We start from the raw sequence: 19,367 nt of genomic DNA, 5'->3' as shown, positions 1-19,367 counted from the left end.
CACCGGTTTATTGTTCCCGCGCGGTGTCGGCGTTTTCGGGGTAAAAGAGATTCTTTACCTCCCTTACCCCGTACCGCTGAAACTTGACCTTCTCGATCTCTATGGTGATCGGCTCCTCGGGGTCGATCTTCCTATAGGCGTCCCCCGCGGAGGGGCAGGAGTTGATGCGGGTGGGGGAGAACCACTCCACGAGGGGCTCCTTTTCCTCGTCGCGGAATTTCACGCCTATGCCGGTGTTCGTTTCCCATGCCATATAGTTTCTGTCGATGCTGTAGAAGCTCTTGCGATCAAACCCCAGTTCCTCCCCGCGTTCCTCGTTGGCGTAGGTGCAAAACACGTAGGCCTCCGCGATGGGCTCCTCGAATACCTGGCTCAGGCTAAAACTCTCCTGCGTGCTGAGCACGGTATCCGTGATCTTTCCGCCCGTGCTGGGGGAGCACCCCGTGAGAAGGGGGAGTAACGCTAAAGCCGCGTATCTTTTGATATGTCCCGGTGCGTCTGGCCGCATGATGATCTCCGTGTTTTTTCGTGTTCTGGTGCGGGTGGTGGGCATGGCGCATGCGGCGGGAATGGGCCGTGGATGATTCCTTCCGAGGAGCCGGGAGGCCCGGTATAAGATCCTTCGATGATGCTCTCCTCCTCTTCCCTTGATAACAAATCTCGGCGCAGCGTGGCGGTGGTGGCCGGGCTGAACGGCGCCGGTTTCCTCCTGGATATGGCGATGGCCTTCCTCATCGGATCGGCGGCGCTCTTTGCGGACGCCGCCGATTTCCTTGAGGACTTTCTGATTAACGTTCTGGTGCTCAGCGCCCTGGGGTGGGCGGTGAGCAAGCGCCGCAGGGCCAGCTATGCGCTGGCCGGGCTGATCCTGATTCCGGGTATCGCCGGGTTTGCCACGGCGGCCTGGAGGATCTTCTCCGGGCAGCCGCCGGAGCCCGCCGCGCTCTCGTGGACCGCCCTGGCCGCCGCCGCGATCAACCTGGCCTGCGCCCTGCTGTTGGCCCGCCTGCGCGGGACACACAGCGCCCTGGTGCGCGGCGCGTGGCTGGCCGCGCGCAATGACGTGGCGGCCAACGCCTTGATTCTGCTCGCGGGGCTGCTCACGGCGTGGTGGTGGAGCGCGTGGCCGGACGCGATCGCGGGCGTGGTGATCGGCCTTATCAATCTTTTTGCGGCCAAGGAGGTATTCGAGCAGGCGCGGGCGGAGGACCCGGAGCTGGAGGAATAGAATCCACCGTCTCGCCCGGCAGCCAAAGGCACCCCGCCGAACCGTGAGAACATGCGGTCGGCGGGGTGCCCTCTGCGCGGCGCTTCTGGATCAGGCGAGGATGAGGTCCGGATCAGGCGATGCCCTCGCGCTCCTTGAACTCGCGGCGGCGGGCGTGCAGGATCGGCTCCGTGTAGCCAGCGGGGGACTCGGTGCCCTTGAGGATCAGGTCCTTGGCGGCCTGGAAGGCGATGGAGTAGTCAAAGTCGCGGGACATGGGCAGGTAGGCGGCGTCGCCCTCGTTCTGCTTATCCACCACCGCGGCCATGCGCTGCAGGGAGTCGATCACCTGCTCCTGGGTGATCACGCCGTGGCGCAGCCAGTTGGCCAGGAGCTGCGAGGAGATGCGCAGCGTGGCGCGGTCCTCCATGAGGTCGATGTTGTGGATGTCCGGCACCTTGGAGCAGCCGATGCCCTGTTCCACCCAGCGCACCACGTAGCCCAGGATGGACTGGCAGTTGTTGTCCACCTCCTCCTTGATCTCCTCGGGCGTCCAGGAGACTTCCCCGGCCACCGGGACGGTGAGCAGGTCCGCGAAGGTGTCGCGGCGTCCGGCCTCGCGGAGCTGGCGCTGCACCTCGGCCACGTCCACCTTGTGGTAGTGCGTGGCGTGCAGGGTGGCCGCCGTGGGGGAGGGCACCCACGCGGTGTTGGCGCCCTCGCGGAGCTGGCCGATCTTCTGGTCCACCATCTCCGCCATCAGCTCGGTCTTGGCCCACATGCCCTTGCCGATCTGCGCGCGGCCGGAGAGTCCGCGTTCCAGGCCCGCGTCCACGTTGTTGTCCTCGTAGGCCTGCTTCCAGGGGGCGGTCTGCATGTCCGCCTTGCGCACCATCGCGCCGGCCTCCATGGAGGTGTGGATCTCGTCTCCCGTGCGGTCGAGGAAGCCGGTGTTAATGAAGGCCAGGCGGTGGCTGACGGCCTGGATGCAGGCGTCCAGGTTGGCGGAGGTGCGGCGCTCCTCGTCCATCACGCCCACCTTCAGGGTGTTGGGCTCCAGGCCCAGCAGCTTTTCCACGCGGCCGAACAGCTCGTCGGTGAAGGCCACCTCCTGCGGCCCGTGCTGCTTGGGCTTGACGATGTAGATGGAGCCGGTCACGGAGTTGCGCAGCGGGTTGTCCTCGCGGGTGCCGGGGATGGCGCAGGCGGCGGTGATCACGGCGTCCATGATGCCCTCGTAGATCTCCTCGTCGTCGATGAGGATGGCGGGGTTGGTCATCAGGTGGCCCACGTTGCGCACCAGCAGGGTGGAGCGCCCCTTGAGCACGGTCTGGGAGCCGGTGCGGGCGATGTAGGTGCGATCCGGGTTCAGCTCGCGGGTGAACGTCTTATCGCCCTTGGTCACCTCCTCCTTGAGGGTGCCGGTGTTGAGGCCAAACCAGTTGCGGTAGCCCAGGGTCTTGTCCGTGGCGTCCACCGCGGCCACGGAGTCCTCGAAGTCGATGATGGTGGAGGTGGCGGCCTCTAAGAAGATGTCCTCCACGCCCGCGCGGTCCGTCTTGCCCACGGGGGAGGTGGGGTTGATGCGGATGTCGATGTGCAGGCCGTTGTTGTACAGGATGATGGAGGAGGGATCCCCGAAGTCGCCCACGAAGCCCTTGTAGGCCTTGGGGTTCTTCAGCGGGATGCACTCGCCGTCCACGCGGGCGCACAGGCTGCCGCGCACCACGCTGTAGCTTTCCACCTCGGCGTGGCTCGCGCCGTCGAGGGGCACCACCTCGTCGAGGAAGGCCCGGCCCCAGGCGATGACCTTGGCGCCGCGCACCGGGTTGTAGGGCCCGGAGCGGTGCGCGCCGTTGTCCTCGGGGATGACGTCCGTGCCGTAGAGGGCGTCGTAGAGCGAGCCCCAGCGGGCGTTGGTGGCGTTGAGGGCAAAGCGGGCGTTGAGAACCGGCACCACGAGCTGGGGGCCGGCGATCTCGGAGAACTCGGGATCGGTGTTCTCGGTGCGGATCTCGGCCTTGTCCGGGGTGGGCTCGAGGTAGCCGATGGAGCGCAGGAACTCCTCGTGCTGCTGGGGGTCGGGGCGGCCGGGGTTGGCCCGGAAGTAGTCGTCGAGCTGGCGCTGCAGCTCCTCGCGCTTGGCCAGCAGCTCCTTGTTGCGCGGGGTCAGGTCCGCCACGATGTCTGCGAATCCCTGCCAGAACTGAGCCGCGTCCACGCCGATCTCGGGCAGTACCTCCTCGACAAGGAAGTCGTGGAGGACACGGGCAACGTCCATTCCGGCGACCTGGACGCGGTCGTCCTGGGGGCTGGGGGCCGTGGTCGTAGGCATCGGGGATCTCCTCAATGATGTGGCGAACGATGAAAGCGCGACGTGACTGTCGCTTGGTGGCTCATCGTAAGTGGGTGGCATCACTATGAAAAGTATTTCGCCCAATTTCCCTTCGGGCTACCCCCGGTCCGATCGGGGGTTGGCCGGGACGGGTGCGGGGGTAGCAAAAGAGGTTTTGAATAGGATAGTAGGGTGCGTGACGAGCGGTTTTGTGTGGCGCGTCACGGGGTGGGGCGGGGGTAATTTGCGGGGGAAGAACTAACATCTCGCTAATTTCTTCCGCCCGTTCTTCTACCCCCGTTGGGAAAAATATTCGGGAGATTCATTGACGTGGGCCGCCATTGCTGCCATTCTGTGAATCACGCCACCGGATGTGGTGTGACGAGGGTTCCACCCCGAGGCGACTATCGCCCCGAACGCCCAGGGCGCGCGGCGGCGCAGGGCCGCCGAGGCACGGCAGGAGCCCGGCAGTACCCCATTTTTCAAGTCCGACCTTAAGGAAGTTGGTGCGATTATGACCGCTACCGGCAAAGCCCGTACAGCCGAGGAAATTCAGAAGGATTGGGATGAAAACCCGAGGTGGTCCGCCATTCAGCGCGACTACACGGCTGAGCAGGTAGCCAAGCTCCAGGGCACCGTGGTGGAGGAGCACACCCTGGCGCGTCGCGGTGCCGAGATCCTCTGGGAGGGCATCAACAAGGGCGGCGGCGAGTACATCAACGCCCTCGGCGCCCTCACCGGCAACCAGGCCGTGCAGCAGGTGCGCGCGGGCCTGAAGGCGGTGTACCTTTCCGGCTGGCAGGTCGCGGGCGACGCGAACCTCTCCGGCCACACCTACCCGGACCAGTCCCTCTACCCGGCCAACTCCGTTCCCCAGGTGGTGCGCCGCATCAACAACGCGCTCCTGCGCGCCGACGAGATCGCCCGCGTGGAGGGCGATGACTCGGTGGACAACTGGCTCGTCCCCGTGGTGGCGGACGCCGAGGCCGGCTTCGGCGGCGCCCTCAACGTCTACGAGCTGCAGAAGGCCATGATCGCCGCGGGCGCGGGCGGCACCCACTGGGAGGATCAGCTCGCCTCCGAGAAGAAGTGCGGCCACCTGGGCGGCAAGGTGCTCATCCCCACCCAGCAGCACATCCGCACCCTCTCCTCGGCCCGCCTGGCGGCCGACGTCGCCAACGTGCCCACCGTGATCGTGGCCCGCACCGACGCCGAGGCGGCCACCCTGCTGACCTCCGACGTGGACGAGCGCGATCACGAGTTCCTCACCGGCGAGCGCTCCGCCGAGGGTTACTACTACGTCAAGAACGGCCTGGAGCCCTGCATCGCCCGCGCCAAGAGCTTCGCCCCCTACGCGGACCTGATCTGGATGGAGACGGGCACCCCGGACCTGGAGCTGGCCAAGAAGTTCGCCGAGGGCGTGCGCTCCGAGTACCCGGATCAGCTCCTGGCCTACAACTGCTCGCCCTCCTTCAACTGGTCCGCGCACCTGGAGGCGGACGAGATCGCCAAGTTCCAGAAGGAGCTGGGCGCGATGGGCTTCGTGTTCCAGTTCATCACCCTGGCGGGCTTCCATGCCCTCAACTACTCCATGTTCGACCTGGCCCACGGCTACGCCCGCAACGGCATGACCTCCTTCGTGGACCTGCAGAACCGTGAGTTCCAGGCGGCCAAGGAGCGCGGCTTCACCGCCGTCAAGCACCAGCGCGAGGTGGGCGCCGGTTACTTCGACGCCATCGCCACCACCGTGGACCCCAACTCCTCCACCACCGCCCTGAAGGGCTCCACCGAGGAGGGCCAGTTCCACTAGGAACCAGCCGCTGAGCCGCCCCGGGCGGCCCGTCGGCACGCCGATATCGCCCCGCGCCGAGAGGCGCCGGGCGATGTCTGCTATCGGGACCCCGCCGACCGCACCGCCGGAGGCGGGCCCGGCGGGGTGGCCCAAGCAACGAGTTAGGAGACAGGAACATGACGCAAAGCGTGCAGTTTATCCCCACGGCGGACCTGGTGGACATCATCGGGGAGTCCGTGCGTAGCTGCGACACCCAGCTGCGCACCATCGGTGGCCGGACGCAATTCTGCGGCAGGATCACCACCATCCGCTGCTTCCAGGACAACGCCCTGGTCAAGCAGACCCTCCACGAGGAGGGCGGGGGCGGGGTGCTGGTGATCGACGGCGACGCCTCGGTGCACACCGCGCTGGTGGGCGACCTCATCGCCGCCGCCGGGCGGGACCACCACTGGTCCGGGGTGATCGTCAACGGCGCGGTGCGCGATTCCGCCGTGATCGCGGAGCTGGACTTCGGCTGCAAGGCGCTGGGCACCAACCCCCGCAAGTCCGGCAAGGAGGGCACGGGGGAGCGCGACGTCACCGTGCACTTCGGCGGCGTGGACTTCGTGCCCGGGCACTACCTCTACGCGGACGCGGACGGCGTGGTGGTCACCGAGAACCCGATCACGCCTCCGGCGGAATGAGAGTCACCTCGTCCGCCCAGGTGAGGACCACCCCGTGCGCGGCCAGCCACGCCTGGGGATCCTCGCCGTAGCGGGCGCTTCCCGCCACGGCGGTAACCGTGGCGGACAGGGCCAGCTCGGCCTCCGGGGCGTCGATCAGCCCTGCGGAGGTGGCGGCGGCCAGCTCGTCGAGATCGAGCACCTGGAGCGGGGCCGGGGGATTGCTCACCAGGTCCACGTAGAGATCCCGGGTGTGCCAGCGGTCCCCCTCGCGGGAGATCGCCGCGACGTCGATGTAGAGGTGCTGGCGCACCGCCACGCCGGGGCGGAAGTGGAAGATGTTGGCCCGCAGGTGCCACTCCGGCAGCAGCCAGGATTCCAGGTAGCCAAAGCGGGGGTGGTTGGCCCCGCGCGCCATGTAGAGGCCAAAGTCGGTGACCTCGAAGCGGTCCACCGCGCGCACGAAGCCCTTGGGGTCCGTGTTGGTCATGGCCTGCGGGTCGAAGGTCTCCCGCTTGACCGGGTGCAGGTCCGCCACGGGGTCAGCGGGCATTATTAACGATACCCGCGGTGGGCAGATAGGTGCAGGTGCCCTCCTTGGTGTTGACCGCCCCGGTGATCACGGCCACGATGGTGCCCGCGCCGGTGTCCACCGTGGCGGAGAGCGTGGCCGGGCCCTGGGGGTTAATGCCGTTGTTGCGCAGGGGCGCGGTGCCGGAGGCCAGGGTGTTGAGGTTGAACCAGTGCACGCTCATGGAGTCCTGCTCCTCGGCGGCCGCGGCGGTGCCCAGGCCGGTGAACAGGAAGGCGGTCTGCCCCTCGGCGGCGCCGGGGGCGGGGATGCGCGCGGGGCCGGGGACGCCGATGGCGGTGCCCACGGAGTTGAGCTGCCCGCCGATGCAGTTGCCCGCCACGGTGGGCCAGTAGAACTGGGCGAAGTGCGGGGCGTTCTCCGGCAGCTCCACGGCGCCCTCGGAATCCCCGTTGCCCTCGTAGAAGTCCGCGGCGGCGCGGATCGCGGCGGCGAAGTCCTTGGGAACCCAGGGCTGCCCGGCGAAGGCGCGGGCCTGGTCCACCTGCTCCTTGGAGGGCAGGTAGAGGGGGCCCTCGGGCAGCGGGGGAACCGGCAGGCTCACGGCGCCTGCGGTGGGGGCGCCCACGGCGAGGGCGAGCGCGGTGGCCAGGCCGGTGAGCCCGGTGGCGAGGCGGCGTCGAGAGGGCAGCACGAGGCGTCAACCTTCCGTTGGGAAAAGCATTCGGGAAAATATCAGGTGCCACTCTAGTACCGCGGCCGCGATTTGTCGCCCCCGCGCCCTCATGGGGGCCTCGCTGCGTTCTCGCGGCCCTCGCGCGCTCCCCGGGGCGCCGGACGCCCCGCCCGCCGCGGCGGGCGATAGGCGGCGGGGCAGGGGCGAGGGCGCGGGGGAGAAATGAGGCACGCAAGGCGCCTCCTCAACGTGCGCCGGTGCCGCTCGCGGAGTAACCTTTTTTCAGTTCGCATATCCCCGTTGTGCTAGGAGTACCCCCGTAGTGAGCCACCCAGAGTTCCGTAACGTCGCCATCGTCGCGCACGTTGACCACGGCAAGACCACCCTTGTTAACGCCATGCTGGAGCAGTCCGGCGTCTTTGGCGACCACGAGGAGGTGGCCGATCGCGTGATGGACTCCGGCGACCTGGAAAAGGAAAAGGGCATCACCATCCTGGCCAAGAACACGGCGATCCGCCGCAAGGGCCTGGGCAAGGACGGCAACGACCTCATCATTAACGTCATCGACACCCCCGGCCACGCGGACTTCGGCGGCGAGGTGGAGCGCGCGCTGTCCATGGTGGACGGCGTGGTGCTGCTGGTGGACGCCTCCGAGGGGCCGCTGCCGCAGACGCGCTTCGTGCTGGGCAAGGCCCTGGCCGCCAAGATGCCGGTCATCATCCTGGTCAACAAGACCGACCGCCCGGATGCGCGCATCGACGCCGTGGTGGAGGAGTCCCAGGACCTCCTGCTGGAGCTGGCCTCCGGCCTGGACGACCCGGAGGCCTCCGAGGCCGCCGAGCAGCTCCTCGACCTGCCCGTGCTCTACGCCTCCGGGCGCGAGGGCAAGGCCTCCACCGAGAACCCCGGCGACGGCAACGTGCCGGAGGCCGAGGACCTCCAGGCGCTGTTCGACGTGATCTACGACGTGCTCCCCGAGCCCACCGCCACCCTGGACGGCCCGCTGCAGGCGCACGTGACCAACCTGGACTCCTCCTCCTTCCTGGGTCGCATCGGCCTGGTGCGCATCCACTCCGGCGCCCTGAAGAAGGGCCAGCACGTGGCCTGGATTCACTACGACGAGGAGGGCAACCAGCACGTCAAGGACGTCAAGATCGCGGAGCTGCTGCGCACCGAGGGCGTGAACCGCGTGCCCACCGACCAGGTGATCGCGGGCGACATCGCCGCGGTGTCCGGCATCGACGAGATCATGATCGGTGACACCCTGGCGGACCTGGAGAACCCGGTGGCGCTGCCGCGCATCACCGTGGACGAGCCGGCCATCTCCATGACCATCGGCGTGAACACCTCGCCCATGGCGGGCCGGGGCGGCGGCGATAAGCTCACCGCCCGCCTGGTCAAGGCGCGCCTGGATCAGGAGCTGATCGGTAACGTGTCCATCCGCGTGCTGCCCACCGAGCGCCCCGACGCCTGGGAGGTGCAGGGGCGCGGCGAGATGGCGCTCTCCGTGCTGGTGGAGACCATGCGCCGCGAGGGCTTCGAGCTGACCGTGGGCAAGCCCCAGGTGGTCACGCAGACCATCGACGGCAAGCTGCACGAGCCCTACGAGATCATGGTGATCGACATCCCCGCCGAGCACCAGGGCGCGGTCACGCAGCTCATGGCCGCCCGCAAGGGGCAGATGCAGGCGATGGACACCACCCCGGGCTCCGACTGGATCCGCATGGAGTACCGCGTGCCCGCGCGCGGCCTCATCGGCTTCCGCACCACCTTCATGACGGAGACGCGTGGCACCGGCATCGCCAACTCCTACTCCGACGGCATGGACGTGTGGGCCGGGGAGATCAAGGATCGCCCCAACGGCTCGCTCGTGGCGGATCGCTCCGGCCAGGTCACCGCCTACGCGCTCACGCAGCTCGCGGATCGCGGCGACTTTTTCGTGGAGCCCGGCGCGGAGACCTACGAGGGCATGGTCGTGGGCGCCAACAACCGCGACGAGGACATGGACATCAACATCACCAAGGAGAAGAAGCTGACGAACATGCGCTCGGCCACCGCCGACGCCACCGTCACGCTGGCCAAGGCCCGCACCCTCTCCCTGGACGAGGCGATGGAGTTCTGCGGGAACGACGAGTGCGTGGAGGTCACCCCCGACGTGCTGCGCGTGCGCAAGGTGGTGCTGGGGGCGACCGAGCGCGGCCGGGCGCGCGCCCGCGAGAAGGCCCGCAACAAGTAGGCCCCAGCGGTAAGGCCCGAGCGCGCCTCGGCGGGGTGGGCCCGCCGTGCGCTAGCCTTTTCTAGCGTGTACCCCGTAACCAACACAGCGCGCGCCGTAGCGCTGAGGCTGCTGGCGGCCTCGGCGGTGGTCGTGGCGGGTTGCTCCGCCAACCCCAGCCCGCCGCCGGTGGAGGAGAACCCGCCGCACACCAGCGCGGAGACCACCACGGCGCCCCCGCGCTCCGCGCGGGAGGAACCCGTGCGCACGTCGCTCAGCATCGGGATCGACCCGCTGCGCAACGGCTTCAACCCGCACCTGGCGCGGGACTCCACTGCCTTTGTGGACTCCCTGGCGGACCTCGTCCTGCCCTCGGCCTTCGTGGCCGGGGAGATGAACGCGGACCTGCTGGTCTCCGCGGAGCCCATCGAGACCCCGGGGCCGCAGGTGGCCCAGACGGTGCGCTACGTCCTCAACCCCGAGGCCCAGTGGTCCGACGGCACGCCGGTCAGCGGCAACGACTTCGTGTACCTGTGGCAGTCCATGCGCGATACCCCGGGGGTGCGCGGGGAGGCGGCCTACCGCGCCATCGCGGACGTGCGCACCACGGGCGGGGGCAAGACCGTGGAGGTGGACTTCCACCAGCCGGTGGCGCAGTGGCACGAGCTGTTTTCCCATCTCCTGCCCGCCCACGTGATGCAGGGGACGGGCTTTGCCGAGGGGCTGCGGGAGACGATCCCGGCCTCGGCGGGGCGGTACATGGTGCGCTCGGTGGATCGCGCGCGCGGCACGGTGGAGCTCAGCCGCAACGACCGCTTCTGGGGGCAGAACCCGGCGGTCACCGAGCTGCTGGTGTTCCGCCCGGTGCGCGGCACCACGGAGGGCACCGATCAGCTACGCAGCCACCAGCTCAGCTACCTGGACATCACGCCCGCCGAGACCTCCGAGCAGGCGTTCTCCCTGGTGCCGGAGAGCCGCCTGCGCCAGGTCACCACCGGGCGGGAGCTGGCGCTGACCCTTTCGGTGACCTCGCCCGTGCTCTCCGACGCCGCGCTGCGGGAGGCCCTGGCCGGGCTGATCGACGCCCCCGCCCTGGCCCGCCTGGCGGCCGGGCGTAGCGCGGACGTGACGGTGCCGGAGCGTGCGGCGGCGGAACCGGACGAGGGGGCGCTGGCGGCGCTGCGCGAGCGGGCCGCCGCCCAGCCGCTGCGCATCGCCGCCGACCCCGCCGACGCCGCGGCCTCGGCGGCGGTGCGGGGCGCGGTGGACAGCCTCACGCGCGCGGGCGTTCCCGCCCAGGTGGTGCCCACGGACCTCGGGGACCTCACCGCGCGCGGGCTCGCGGAGGGGGAGGCGGACGCCGTGGTGGCCTGGCGCGAGGGGGAGCCTTCCGCCGCGCAGGCCGCCGGGCGCTACCTCTGCCCGCAGGGGCCGACGCGGGGGAGTAACCTCTCGGGGTATTGCGCCCCGGAGACGGACGCCGTGGCCGGGGAGGTCCTGGCCGGTGCCACGCCCCCGGAGGCGCTGCACGAGGTGGAATCGCGCGAGCACCTGAGCGTGCCGCTGCTGCGGGAGACGCGCCTGATGGTGGCGGGCCCGGAGGTGGTCGGCCTGCCCGAGGACCCGGAGCAGTGGCAGGGGCTTTCCAGCGTGGCCCAGTGGGAGAAGCGAGGAGAAGAGCAACGATGAATCTAGCGGGAGCCCGCGTGGTGGCCGTGCACGCCCACCCGGACGACGAGGCCATCTGGACGGGCGGCGCGCTGGCCCGGCTGAGCGCGCTGGGCGCCCAGGTCACGGTGGTCACCTGCACCCTGGGCGAGCAGGGCGAGGTCATCGGCGGCACCTACGCGCACCTGGTGGCCGAGGAGGCCGACCAGCTCGGCGGGTTCCGGGTGGGGGAGCTGCGCTCCTCCCTGGCCCACCTGGGCGCACGCGGGAGGTTCCTGGGCGGGGCCGGGCGCTACCGGGACTCCGGCATGGCGGGCAGCCCGTCCGCGAGCCACCCCCGGGCGTTTGCCGCCTCCGGGGAGGGTGCCGTGGCGGACCTCGCGGAGATCCTGGGGGAGATCGGACCGGACCTGCTCATCACCTACGGGCCGGACGGCGGCTACGGGCACCCGGACCACGTGCGGGCCCACGAGATCGCCCACGCGGCGGCGCGGCGCGTGGCCGTGCCCGGCATCCTCTGGGCGGTCACCCTCGAATCGGAGCTGGACGCGGGCCTGGCGGCCATCGAGTCCGTGCCGGAGGGCTGGCGGCGCCCGGAGCCGGGGGAGATAGCCTGCGTGCCGGAGGCGGACCTCGCCGTGGAGATGACGCAGGCCGAGATGGCGGCCAAGACGGCCGCCATGCGCGCGCACGCCACCCAGTTGTGGATCGCGGACGGCTCGGTCAGCGCCACCAACCCGCGCGCGGCGTATGCCGCGCTGCGCCACCCGGGCCCCGCCGCGCACGCCTTTGCCCTGTCCAACCTCATCGCCCAGCCGCTGACGTGGCGGGAGCACTACGCGGTGGGCGCGGGCACGCCCCTGATCCGGGGCGTGCGGTGGTGGGAGGAGCGGCCCCGTGGCTGAGCGGCAGGAGGACGCCCCCATCGTGCGCACGGACTTCTCCCGGGGCGAGGCCGCGCTGGGCCTGCTGTGGCTGGCCATCGCGGCCCTGGTCTCCGTGCTGCTGGAGGTGGTGTACGTGGGAACCTGGATCACGCTGCCCGGCGGGGCCAAGATCCCCTTCCCGTACATGATCGCCGTGGCCTTCGCCTTCAACCGGGTGCTCAGCCGCACGGCCCTGCTGTGGACCCGCCACGCGGGCGTGGCGGGGATACCGCTGTGGACCTGGCTGGCGGGCTACGTGGCCCTGACCGTGGGGGTCGCCATCAGCGGGGACCAGTTGGTGGGCAATAATATTCGCAGCGTAGCGCTGCTCATCGCGGGCATGATCGGAGGCGGTTGGCCGCTGGTGATAAGAAGGTGACATACTATCCGGTGTCACTGCGCCAGTGCGCGCCACCGTGCGGCTGCGCCGCAGCCACGCACTGTGACCGCGCAGACCGCGCATGAGTTTCCCGTAATTGGAGTACCCGATACACGATGACTTATACAATCGCACAGCCCTGTGTGGATGTTATGGACCGCGCCTGCGTGGAGGAATGCCCCGTGGATTGCATCTACGAGGGCAAGCGCTCCCTGTACATTCACCCCGACGAATGCGTCGATTGCGGTGCCTGCGAGCCTGCCTGCCCGGTGGAGGCGATCTTCTACGAGGACGACGTCCCCGACGAGTGGCTGGAGTACAACGACGCCAACGCGGCCTTCTTTGACGACCTCGGCTCCCCGGGCGGGGCGCAGAAGCTGGGCCCGCAGGACTTCGACCCGCCGATGATCGCCAACCTCCCGCCGCAAAACACCGACTAACGCCCGAGAGGGGCCAACCTCATGACTCGCACTCCGCTGGGACGCAGCCTGCCCGACTTCCCCTGGGACTCCCTCGCACCCGCCAAGCGGCGGGCCGCCGAGCACCCGGAGGGGATCGTCAACCTCTCCGTGGGGTCCCCCGTGGACGAGGTGGCCCCCGGTATTCAGCTCGCCCTGGCGGAGGCGGCGGCGCACCCCGGATACCCGCAGACCATCGGCACGCCGCAGTTGAGGCGCGCCATCGTGGACGCGGCGCAGCGCCGCTTCGGCATCGCCGGCCTGGACGAGTCCGCCGTGCTGCCGGTGGTGGGCACCAAGGAGGCCATCGCGTGGCTGCCCACCGCGCTGGGCCTGGGCGGGGGAGACGCGGTGGTCATCCCCGAGCTGGCCTACCCCACCTACGAGGTGGGCGCCCGCCTCGCGGGCTGTCAGACCGTGCGCACGGATTCCACCGTGGCACTCGGACCGCGCCGCCCCGCACTGTTCTTCCTGAACTCCCCGTCTAACCCCACGGGCCGGGTGCTCGGGGTGGAGCACCTGCGCAAGGTGGTGGAGTGGGCCCGCGAGCGCGACGTCATCGTCGCCTCCGACGAGTGCTACCTCGGCCTGGGCTGGGACGACGCCCGCCGCCCCCTCTCCCTGCTCCACCCCAAGGTCTGCGGCGGGGACCACCGCAACCTCCTGGTCATCCACTCGCTGTCCAAGACCTCCAACCTCGCCGGGTACCGGGCGGGCTTCCTCGCGGGCGACCCCGCCCTGATCGCGGAGCTGACCCTCGTGCGCAAGCACGCCGGGCTGATGGTGCCCTATCCCATCCAGGCCGCCATGACCGCCGCCCTGGAGGAGGACTCCCAGGAGCAGGTGCAAAGGCTGCGCTACGCCACCCGCCGCGCCACGCTGCTGCGCGCCCTGACGGGGGCGGGGTTCACCGTGGAGCACTCCGAGGCCGGGCTGTACCTCTGGGCCACCCGGGGGGAGGGCTGCTGGGACACCGTGGAGTGGTTCGCCCAGCGCGGCATCCTCGTGGCCCCGGGCGAGTTCTACGGCCCGGCGGGCGCGCGCCACGTGCGCGTCTCGCTCACCGCCACGGACGAGCGCATCGACGCCGCAGCCACCAGGCTAGGAGACTAGGGGGCCGTGCGGCTAAAATAGATCGGTCAGCCCACCGAGCCACCCCCTGTTCTCTCCTGGAAGTCGAGGCCCGATCGCAGTGCACCCTGGTAGTTCCTCCGCGCGACTCTCGCGCAACCTCCGGCAATTCCTCTCCTTTGGAATCATCGGTGGCTCCGGAACCGCGGTGAACCTGCTGGTCACGGCGCTGTCCAAGAAGATCGCCGGATGGACCGCGGGCATCTCGGAGCACGACGCCTTCCTCAACCTCCTGGGCACGCAGTTTCACATCCGCTGGTACCACGTGTTCATGGTGATCGGCTTCCTCTTTGCCAACACCTGGAACTACCAGCTCAACCGGGCGTGGACGTTTAGGGGGATGAGCATACGCAGTTGGTGGCGGGGCTTCTTCCCCTTCCTCTTCACCGGGCTCGGAGCCCTGGTGGTCAGCAGCATCGCGGCCACCTTCCTGATGAACCCCACCTCGGTGATCGCGCTGCCCTCCGACATCCTCGACGACTCCTCGGGGCTGCGCACCAAGCTCTACTGGGCCACCGCCATCTCCATCGTGGTGGCCATGCCGGTGAACTTCGTGCTCAACAAGCTGTGGACCTTCCGCAGGCGCAAGGCCCCGCTGACCGTGGTGGCCGACGTCGCCCCGGCGGCGCCGGGGGAGGGCCGCGCCTAGTCCTCCGCCTGCTCCGCGTCGAGCGCCCGCCGGTCGGCCTCGCGGCGCGCCCCGGAGCGCCGGTAGGCGTAGTAGCTGCCGGTTAATCCGCCCAGGAGGGGGAGGAAGGAGAACGGATCCTTGGGCCAGCCGAGGTTATGGTAAAGCCCCACGGCGATGATCGCCATGGCGGCCACCATGCCCAGGAACTCCCCCTTGGAGGGCACCGCGTACCGGGGAAGCGGGACGGTGCGGCGCATCCACTGGATGCCCAAGAATCGGGAGAAGCTTAGGGGGACGATGGCGATGAGCCCGGCGAGCGCGTAGTTTCCGGGCAGCAGCCAGACGAGGGCGGCGCAGGCGGCCAGGATGAGCCAGTCGTTATAGGACAGCGCCACGGTGGCGGACTTGTGCAGCATGGCGCGCTCGAACTCGTCGTCCACCAGGCGTTCCTGGCGGCGGATCACATAGTCTCCGTAGCTCATTGCGGGGGCTCCTTTGCGGTGGGTTCTTCCGATCCAAAGATGTGTTCCACGGTGTGGTGCAGCTCGCGGCAGAGGGCCAGGGCCAGGTGCACGGAGGGGGAGTAGTTACCGCGCTCGATGTTGGCGATGGTCTGCCGGGAGACTCCCACCCGCTGCGCCAGCTCCGCCTGGGACAGCTCGTGCCAGCGGCGGTACTTGCGCACGAGGTTGGGGGGCGGCTGTTCCATAGCGTTCCTTTCCTGCCGGGCGGGCGGTGTCGCGGCTACATGGCATAGTGTAAAAGAAACTTGTCATTTTGTCGAGGATGCTGCCTCCCGGGGCGTCCGTGGCGGAGGCGCAGGAAGGCACGAAAAGCCGGGCCCCTCCTCCCCGCGAGGAACCGCGAGGCGGGAGGGGCCCGGCTTGTGGGGAATAGAGCGCCTAGTTGGCGTGCAGCTCCTCGTTCAGGGAGACCGAAGAGGTGTAGGGGGTGGCCTCCACGGCGCCGGAGACGGAGTTGCGGCGGAAGAGAACCCCGGACGCCCCGGAGAGGGCGGAGGCCTTGACGGCCGCGCCCTCCTCCACGCCCGCGGCCTGCGCCACCGCCCCAAAGACGGACACCTTGGTGCCCGCCGTGACGTAGAGGCCCGCCTCCACCACGCAGTCGTCCCCCAGGGAGATGCCCACGCCTGCGTTGGCGCCGAGCAGGCAGCGCTCCCCGATGGAGATGACCTCCTTGCCGCCGCCGGACAGGGTGCCCATGATGGAGGCCCCGCCGCCCACGTCGGAGCCGTCGCCCACCACCACGCCGGCGGAGATGCGGCCCTCAACCATGGAGCTGCCCAGGGTGCCGGCGTTGAAGTTCACGAAGCCCTCGTGCATCACGGTGGTGCCCTCCGCGAGGTGCGCGCCGAGGCGCACGCGGTCGGCGTCCCCGATGCGCACGCCGGTGGGCACCACGTAGTCCACCATGCGGGGGAACTTGTCCACGGAGTACACCGTGACGGGGCCGCGCGCGGAGAGGCGGGCGCGGACCATCTGGAAATCGGCGGGGGTGCAGGGGCCGTAGTTGGTCCAGACCACGTTGGCCAGCAGGCCGAAGATGCCGTCCATGTTCTGCCCGTGCGGGCGCACCAGGCGGTGCGAGAGCAGGTGCAGGCGCAGGTAGGCGTCGTAGGCGTCCGCCGGGGCGTCCTCCAGGGAGGCGATGCGGGTCTCCACCGCCACCCGGGCCACGCCGCGATCCTCGTCCGGGCCGGTCAGCGGGGCCAGGTGGGCGGGGGCCTGCTCGAGGCGATCGGTGCCGGGGGTCAGGGGGCCGTCGTGCAGCTTCGGGGCCGGGAACCAGACGTCCAGCACGGTGCCGTCGTGGGTGAGGGTTGCTATTCCTTGCGCTGATGCAGAAGTCATGCCCTTGAACCTACCTGAGAGGAACGGCGGTTCGTGACAAAGGACAGGGCCACGAGGACGGCCATGACGATGAGCACAGAGAAGATCTGGGACCGGGAGGCGTCGTCGAAGAGCATGAGGGCCACGAAGGCCACGAGCGCCGCGATGGTGGCCCAGCCCACCCAGGGGTAGCCCCACACGCGCACCGTGGTGATCTCGCCGTTGCGCTCCAGGCGCGGGTGCAGCTTGAGGTAGCTGGCGGCCACCATGATCCAGATGACGATGAGGATGCCGCCCACGGCGTTGAGCAGGAAGTCCAGCAGCCCCGTGGGGTTCCACCACTGCAGGCCCACGGAGGCGAAGGCAAAGACCATCGAGAGCAGCACCGCGTTGAAGGGCACGTTGTCCTTGCTGAGCCTGCCCAGGGCGGCGGGGGCGTTGCCCTCGGCGGCCAGGGAGTACGCCATGCGCGAGCTGGCGTAGATCTGCGCGTTGAACGCGGAGAGGAGGGAGACCACGATGACGGCCTCCATGAATCCCACCACGCCGGGGATGTCCGCGATCTTGAGCACCTGGGTGAAGGGGGATTCCGCCGCGGTCTCGGCGTCGTGGATCTGCGCGGTGGGGAGCATGAAGGTGATGACCAGGACGGAGCCGACGTAGAACAGGCCGATGCGCCACAGCGCGGAGCGGATGGCGGTCTTGATGGCGTCCTGTGGGTTCTCGGACTCCGCGGCGGCGATGGTCACGATCTCGATGCCGCCGAAGGCGAAGGCCACGGCTAGCAGGCCTGCGGCGAGCCCGGGCAGGCCGTGGGGCATGAACCCGCCCTCCCCGAGGAAGTTGTCGGTGCCCACGAACTCGTGGCCGGGAAGCAGGCCAAAGACCAGGAGGATGCCGAGGATCAGGAACAGCACGATGACGCCCACCTTGATGAAGGCGAACCAGAACTCGAACTCCCCGAAGCCGCTGACCTTCGCCAGGTTCACCACGGCGAAGAACACCACGCAGACCAGGGCGGGTATCCACGGGTCCACCCCGAACCACGAGGCCATGATCGCGGCGGCGCCGGTCATCTCCGCGCCGAGCACCATGATCATCATGAACCAGAAGAGCCAGCCCAGGGTGAAGCCCGCCCACGGGCCGAAGGCCGCGCGCGCGTAGGTGGCAAAGGAGCCGGGGGCGGGGCGGGCCGCCGCCATCTCGCCCAGCATGTACATCACGGCCATGACCACGGCCCCCGCGATGACGTAGGCGATGAGGATGGAGGGCCCGGCGGTGCGGATGCCCACGCCGGTGCCCAGGAAGAGCCCCGCGCCCACGGCGGAGCCGAGCCCCATCATGGTGAGGTGGCGGGTTTTAAGCCCGCTGCCCAGTTGAGTTGCGTCGTTTTTATTGGTCATTCCTGATCCTTGTGCTGCGATACTTTCGTTCCGACTAATCTATCCGCTCGGTGCGTCAAAGACGCTATCGCGAGGATCACCGCGCAGATGAGCACCACCGCGTACACCTGGGTGCGGGCGGCGGGATCGGAGATCATCAGCGCCACGATGACGGCCACGCCGAGGAGCGTGGCCCAGGCGGCCCACGGGTAGCCCCACATGCGCACCCCGGCGATCTCGCCGGAGCGCTCGAGGCGCGGGTGCAGGCGGAGGTAGGAGGCGATGATGGAGACCCAGATCACCACGAGGCAGCCGCCCACGGCGTTGAGCAGGAAGTCCAGCAGCCCCGTGGGGTTCCACCACTGCAAACCCACGGAGGCGAAGGCGAAGAACACCGAGAGTACGAGGGCCGCGGTGGGCACCTGGTTGTCCCCGGTGCGGGCGAAGATCGAGGGGGCGTCTCCCCGCGTGGCCAGCGAGTAGCACAGGCGGGAGGAACCGTAGAGCTGGGCGTTGAAGGCGGAGAGCAGGGCCACCACGATCACGGCCTCCATGAATCCCACCACGCCGGGGATGCGCGCCTGCTCGAGCACCAGGGTGTAGGGGGAGTCCGCCGCGCTGTTCGCCCCGCCCAGGGTGTCGAAGGGCAGGAGGAAGGCGATCACGAGCACCGAGCCGATATAAAAGACGCCGATGCGCCAGATCACGGAGTTGACCGCCGTGGTGATGGAGCGCTGCGGGTCCTCGGACTCCGCCGCCGCGATGGTCACCATCTCGATGCCGCCGAAGGCGAAGGCCACGGCCAGCAGCCCCGCGGCCACCCCGGACCACCCGTGCGGCATGAAACCGTGGTCGCCCAGGAAGTGCCGGGTGCCCACGAACTCGTGGCCGGGCAGCCAGCCGAGGATGAGCAGCCCGCCGATGACCAGGAAGGCGATGATGACCGCGACCTTGATGAAGGCGAACCAGAACTCGAACTCCCCGAAGCCGCGCACGGAGAGGAGATTGATGGCGGCCAGCACGCTCACGCAGGCCAGCGCCGGAATCCAGGAGGGGACCCCGAACCACGCGCCCATGATCGCGGCGGCGCCGGTCATCTCCGCGCCCATGATCATCACCATCATGAACCAGTAGAGCCAGCCGACGCTGAAGCCCGCCCAGCGGCCGTAGGCCTGCTCGGCGTAGTCGGAGAAGGTCCCGGCGGAGGGGCGGGCCGCGACCATCTCCCCGAGCATGCGCATGATGAGCACGGTGATGACGCCCGTGACAAAGTAGGCGATGAGGACGGCGGGCCCGGCCGCGCGGATACCGACCCCGGTGCCAAGGAACAGCCCCGCGCCAATGGCGGAGCCCAATCCCATCATCGTGAGGTGCCGGGTGCGCAGGCCGTGGCCCAGTCCGGTGTTTGTCGAGGTGGACATGCGTAAAACTGTATAACCGCCCTGTGCCCGGTCGATACCGGGTACCCCCATCTGTTCGACTCGCTACCGCCGACGGCCCCGCGCGTCCCGCCCGCCCTCTAC

At 69.2% G+C, this 19,367-nt stretch carries 19 protein-coding genes; 10 read left to right on the top strand and 9 right to left on the bottom strand.

Annotation, left to right across the window (positions count from 1 at the left end):
* Positions 1–7: 7 nt before the first annotated feature.
* Positions 8–403 (bottom strand): hypothetical protein, encoded by a 396-nt coding sequence (locus tag B140_RS0107555; RefSeq protein WP_018118754.1) that lies wholly within the window; start codon positions 401–403, stop codon positions 8–10.
* Between the two features lie 222 nt (positions 404–625).
* On the opposite strand from B140_RS0107555, the gene B140_RS0107550 reads away from it, so the two are divergent.
* Positions 626–1,228, top strand: coding sequence for a cation efflux transmembrane domain-containing protein (locus B140_RS0107550; protein ID WP_018118753.1), 603 nt, complete (start codon positions 626–628; stop codon positions 1,226–1,228).
* Positions 1,229–1,340: 112 nt separating this feature from the next.
* On the opposite strand, the gene glcB is transcribed toward B140_RS0107550, so the two are convergent.
* Positions 1,341–3,542: a malate synthase G gene (glcB, locus tag B140_RS0107545; RefSeq protein ID WP_018118752.1), complete on the bottom strand. Its 2,202-nt coding sequence runs from the start codon at positions 3,540–3,542 to the stop codon at positions 1,341–1,343.
* A gap of 514 nt (positions 3,543–4,056) precedes the next feature.
* Here glcB and aceA point away from each other — a divergent pair.
* The gene (gene aceA, locus B140_RS0107540) at positions 4,057–5,352 is read left to right on the top strand and encodes an isocitrate lyase (protein ID WP_018118751.1); all 1,296 of its coding nucleotides are present in this window, start codon (positions 4,057–4,059) and stop codon (positions 5,350–5,352) included.
* Positions 5,353–5,510: 158 nt separating this feature from the next.
* Complete coding sequence (gene rraA, locus B140_RS0107535) at positions 5,511–6,017, top strand: ribonuclease E activity regulator RraA (protein WP_018118750.1); 507 nt, start codon at positions 5,511–5,513, stop codon at positions 6,015–6,017.
* On the opposite strand, the gene B140_RS0107530 is transcribed toward rraA, so the two are convergent.
* Both B140_RS0107530 and B140_RS12250 read right to left on the bottom strand, forming a co-directional pair.
* Positions 5,998–6,549 (bottom strand): ribonuclease FAU-1 family protein, encoded by a 552-nt coding sequence (locus B140_RS0107530; RefSeq protein ID WP_018118749.1) that lies wholly within the window; start codon positions 6,547–6,549, stop codon positions 5,998–6,000. The genes rraA and B140_RS0107530 overlap by 20 nt on opposite strands.
* The gene (locus B140_RS12250; RefSeq protein WP_018118748.1) at positions 6,539–7,222 is read right to left on the bottom strand and encodes an Rv1157c family protein; all 684 of its coding nucleotides are present in this window, start codon (positions 7,220–7,222) and stop codon (positions 6,539–6,541) included. The genes B140_RS0107530 and B140_RS12250 overlap by 11 nt, the downstream gene beginning before the upstream one ends.
* Before the next feature lie 304 nt (positions 7,223–7,526).
* Here B140_RS12250 and typA point away from each other — a divergent pair, with 304 nt between their 5' ends.
* From typA to B140_RS0107490, 7 genes are all read left to right on the top strand, one after another.
* Positions 7,527–9,440, top strand: a complete 1,914-nt coding sequence (typA, locus tag B140_RS0107520; RefSeq protein ID WP_018118747.1) for a translational GTPase TypA — start codon at positions 7,527–7,529, stop codon at positions 9,438–9,440.
* Positions 9,441–9,506: 66 nt separating this feature from the next.
* On the top strand, positions 9,507–11,108 hold the full coding sequence (locus tag B140_RS0107515) for an ABC transporter family substrate-binding protein (RefSeq protein ID WP_018118746.1): 1,602 nt from the start codon (positions 9,507–9,509) through the stop codon (positions 11,106–11,108).
* Complete coding sequence (gene mshB / locus B140_RS0107510; RefSeq protein ID WP_026166127.1) at positions 11,105–11,992, top strand: N-acetyl-1-D-myo-inositol-2-amino-2-deoxy-alpha-D-glucopyranoside deacetylase; 888 nt, start codon at positions 11,105–11,107, stop codon at positions 11,990–11,992. The genes B140_RS0107515 and mshB overlap by 4 nt, the downstream gene beginning before the upstream one ends.
* Positions 11,985–12,392, top strand: a complete 408-nt coding sequence (locus B140_RS0107505; protein WP_018118744.1) for a hypothetical protein — start codon at positions 11,985–11,987, stop codon at positions 12,390–12,392. Before mshB ends, B140_RS0107505 begins: the two co-directional genes overlap by 8 nt.
* Positions 12,393–12,508: 116 nt before the next feature.
* Positions 12,509–12,832, top strand: coding sequence for a ferredoxin (gene fdxA / locus B140_RS0107500; protein ID WP_026166126.1), 324 nt, complete (start codon positions 12,509–12,511; stop codon positions 12,830–12,832).
* Between the two features lie 21 nt (positions 12,833–12,853).
* A complete protein-coding gene (gene dapC, locus B140_RS0107495; protein WP_018118742.1) occupies positions 12,854–13,963 on the top strand; it encodes a succinyldiaminopimelate transaminase in 1,110 nt (369 codons plus the stop codon).
* Between the two features lie 73 nt (positions 13,964–14,036).
* Positions 14,037–14,630: a GtrA family protein gene (locus tag B140_RS0107490; RefSeq protein WP_026166125.1), complete on the top strand. Its 594-nt coding sequence runs from the start codon at positions 14,037–14,039 to the stop codon at positions 14,628–14,630.
* Here the strand turns inward: B140_RS0107490 and B140_RS0107485 are convergent.
* The 5 genes from B140_RS0107485 to B140_RS0107465 form a co-directional block, all read right to left on the bottom strand.
* Positions 14,627–15,094 carry a hypothetical protein gene (locus B140_RS0107485; RefSeq protein ID WP_018118740.1) on the bottom strand — a complete coding sequence of 156 codons (468 nt, stop codon included), beginning with the start codon at positions 15,092–15,094 and terminating at the stop codon, positions 14,627–14,629. The two genes, B140_RS0107490 and B140_RS0107485, sit on opposite strands and share 4 nt — an antisense overlap.
* Positions 15,091–15,321, bottom strand: coding sequence for a helix-turn-helix transcriptional regulator (locus B140_RS0107480; RefSeq protein WP_018118739.1), 231 nt, complete (start codon positions 15,319–15,321; stop codon positions 15,091–15,093). The genes B140_RS0107485 and B140_RS0107480 overlap by 4 nt, the downstream gene beginning before the upstream one ends.
* A gap of 193 nt (positions 15,322–15,514) precedes the next feature.
* Positions 15,515–16,483, bottom strand: a complete 969-nt coding sequence (gene dapD / locus B140_RS0107475) for a 2,3,4,5-tetrahydropyridine-2,6-dicarboxylate N-succinyltransferase (RefSeq protein ID WP_026166124.1) — start codon at positions 16,481–16,483, stop codon at positions 15,515–15,517.
* A complete protein-coding gene (locus B140_RS0107470) occupies positions 16,480–17,865 on the bottom strand; it encodes an amino acid permease (RefSeq protein WP_018118737.1) in 1,386 nt (461 codons plus the stop codon). Before B140_RS0107470 ends, dapD begins: the two co-directional genes overlap by 4 nt.
* Entirely contained in the window at positions 17,862–19,265 is a 1,404-nt protein-coding gene (locus tag B140_RS0107465; RefSeq protein WP_018118736.1) for an amino acid permease, read from the bottom strand. The genes B140_RS0107470 and B140_RS0107465 overlap by 4 nt, the downstream gene beginning before the upstream one ends.
* Positions 19,266–19,367 lie beyond the last annotated feature (102 nt).

The sequence above is a fragment of the Corynebacterium mastitidis DSM 44356 genome (assembly GCF_000375365.1).
Classification (GTDB): domain Bacteria; phylum Actinomycetota; class Actinomycetes; order Mycobacteriales; family Mycobacteriaceae; genus Corynebacterium; species Corynebacterium mastitidis.
This window is presented reverse-complemented; position numbering and strand designations above follow the sequence as displayed.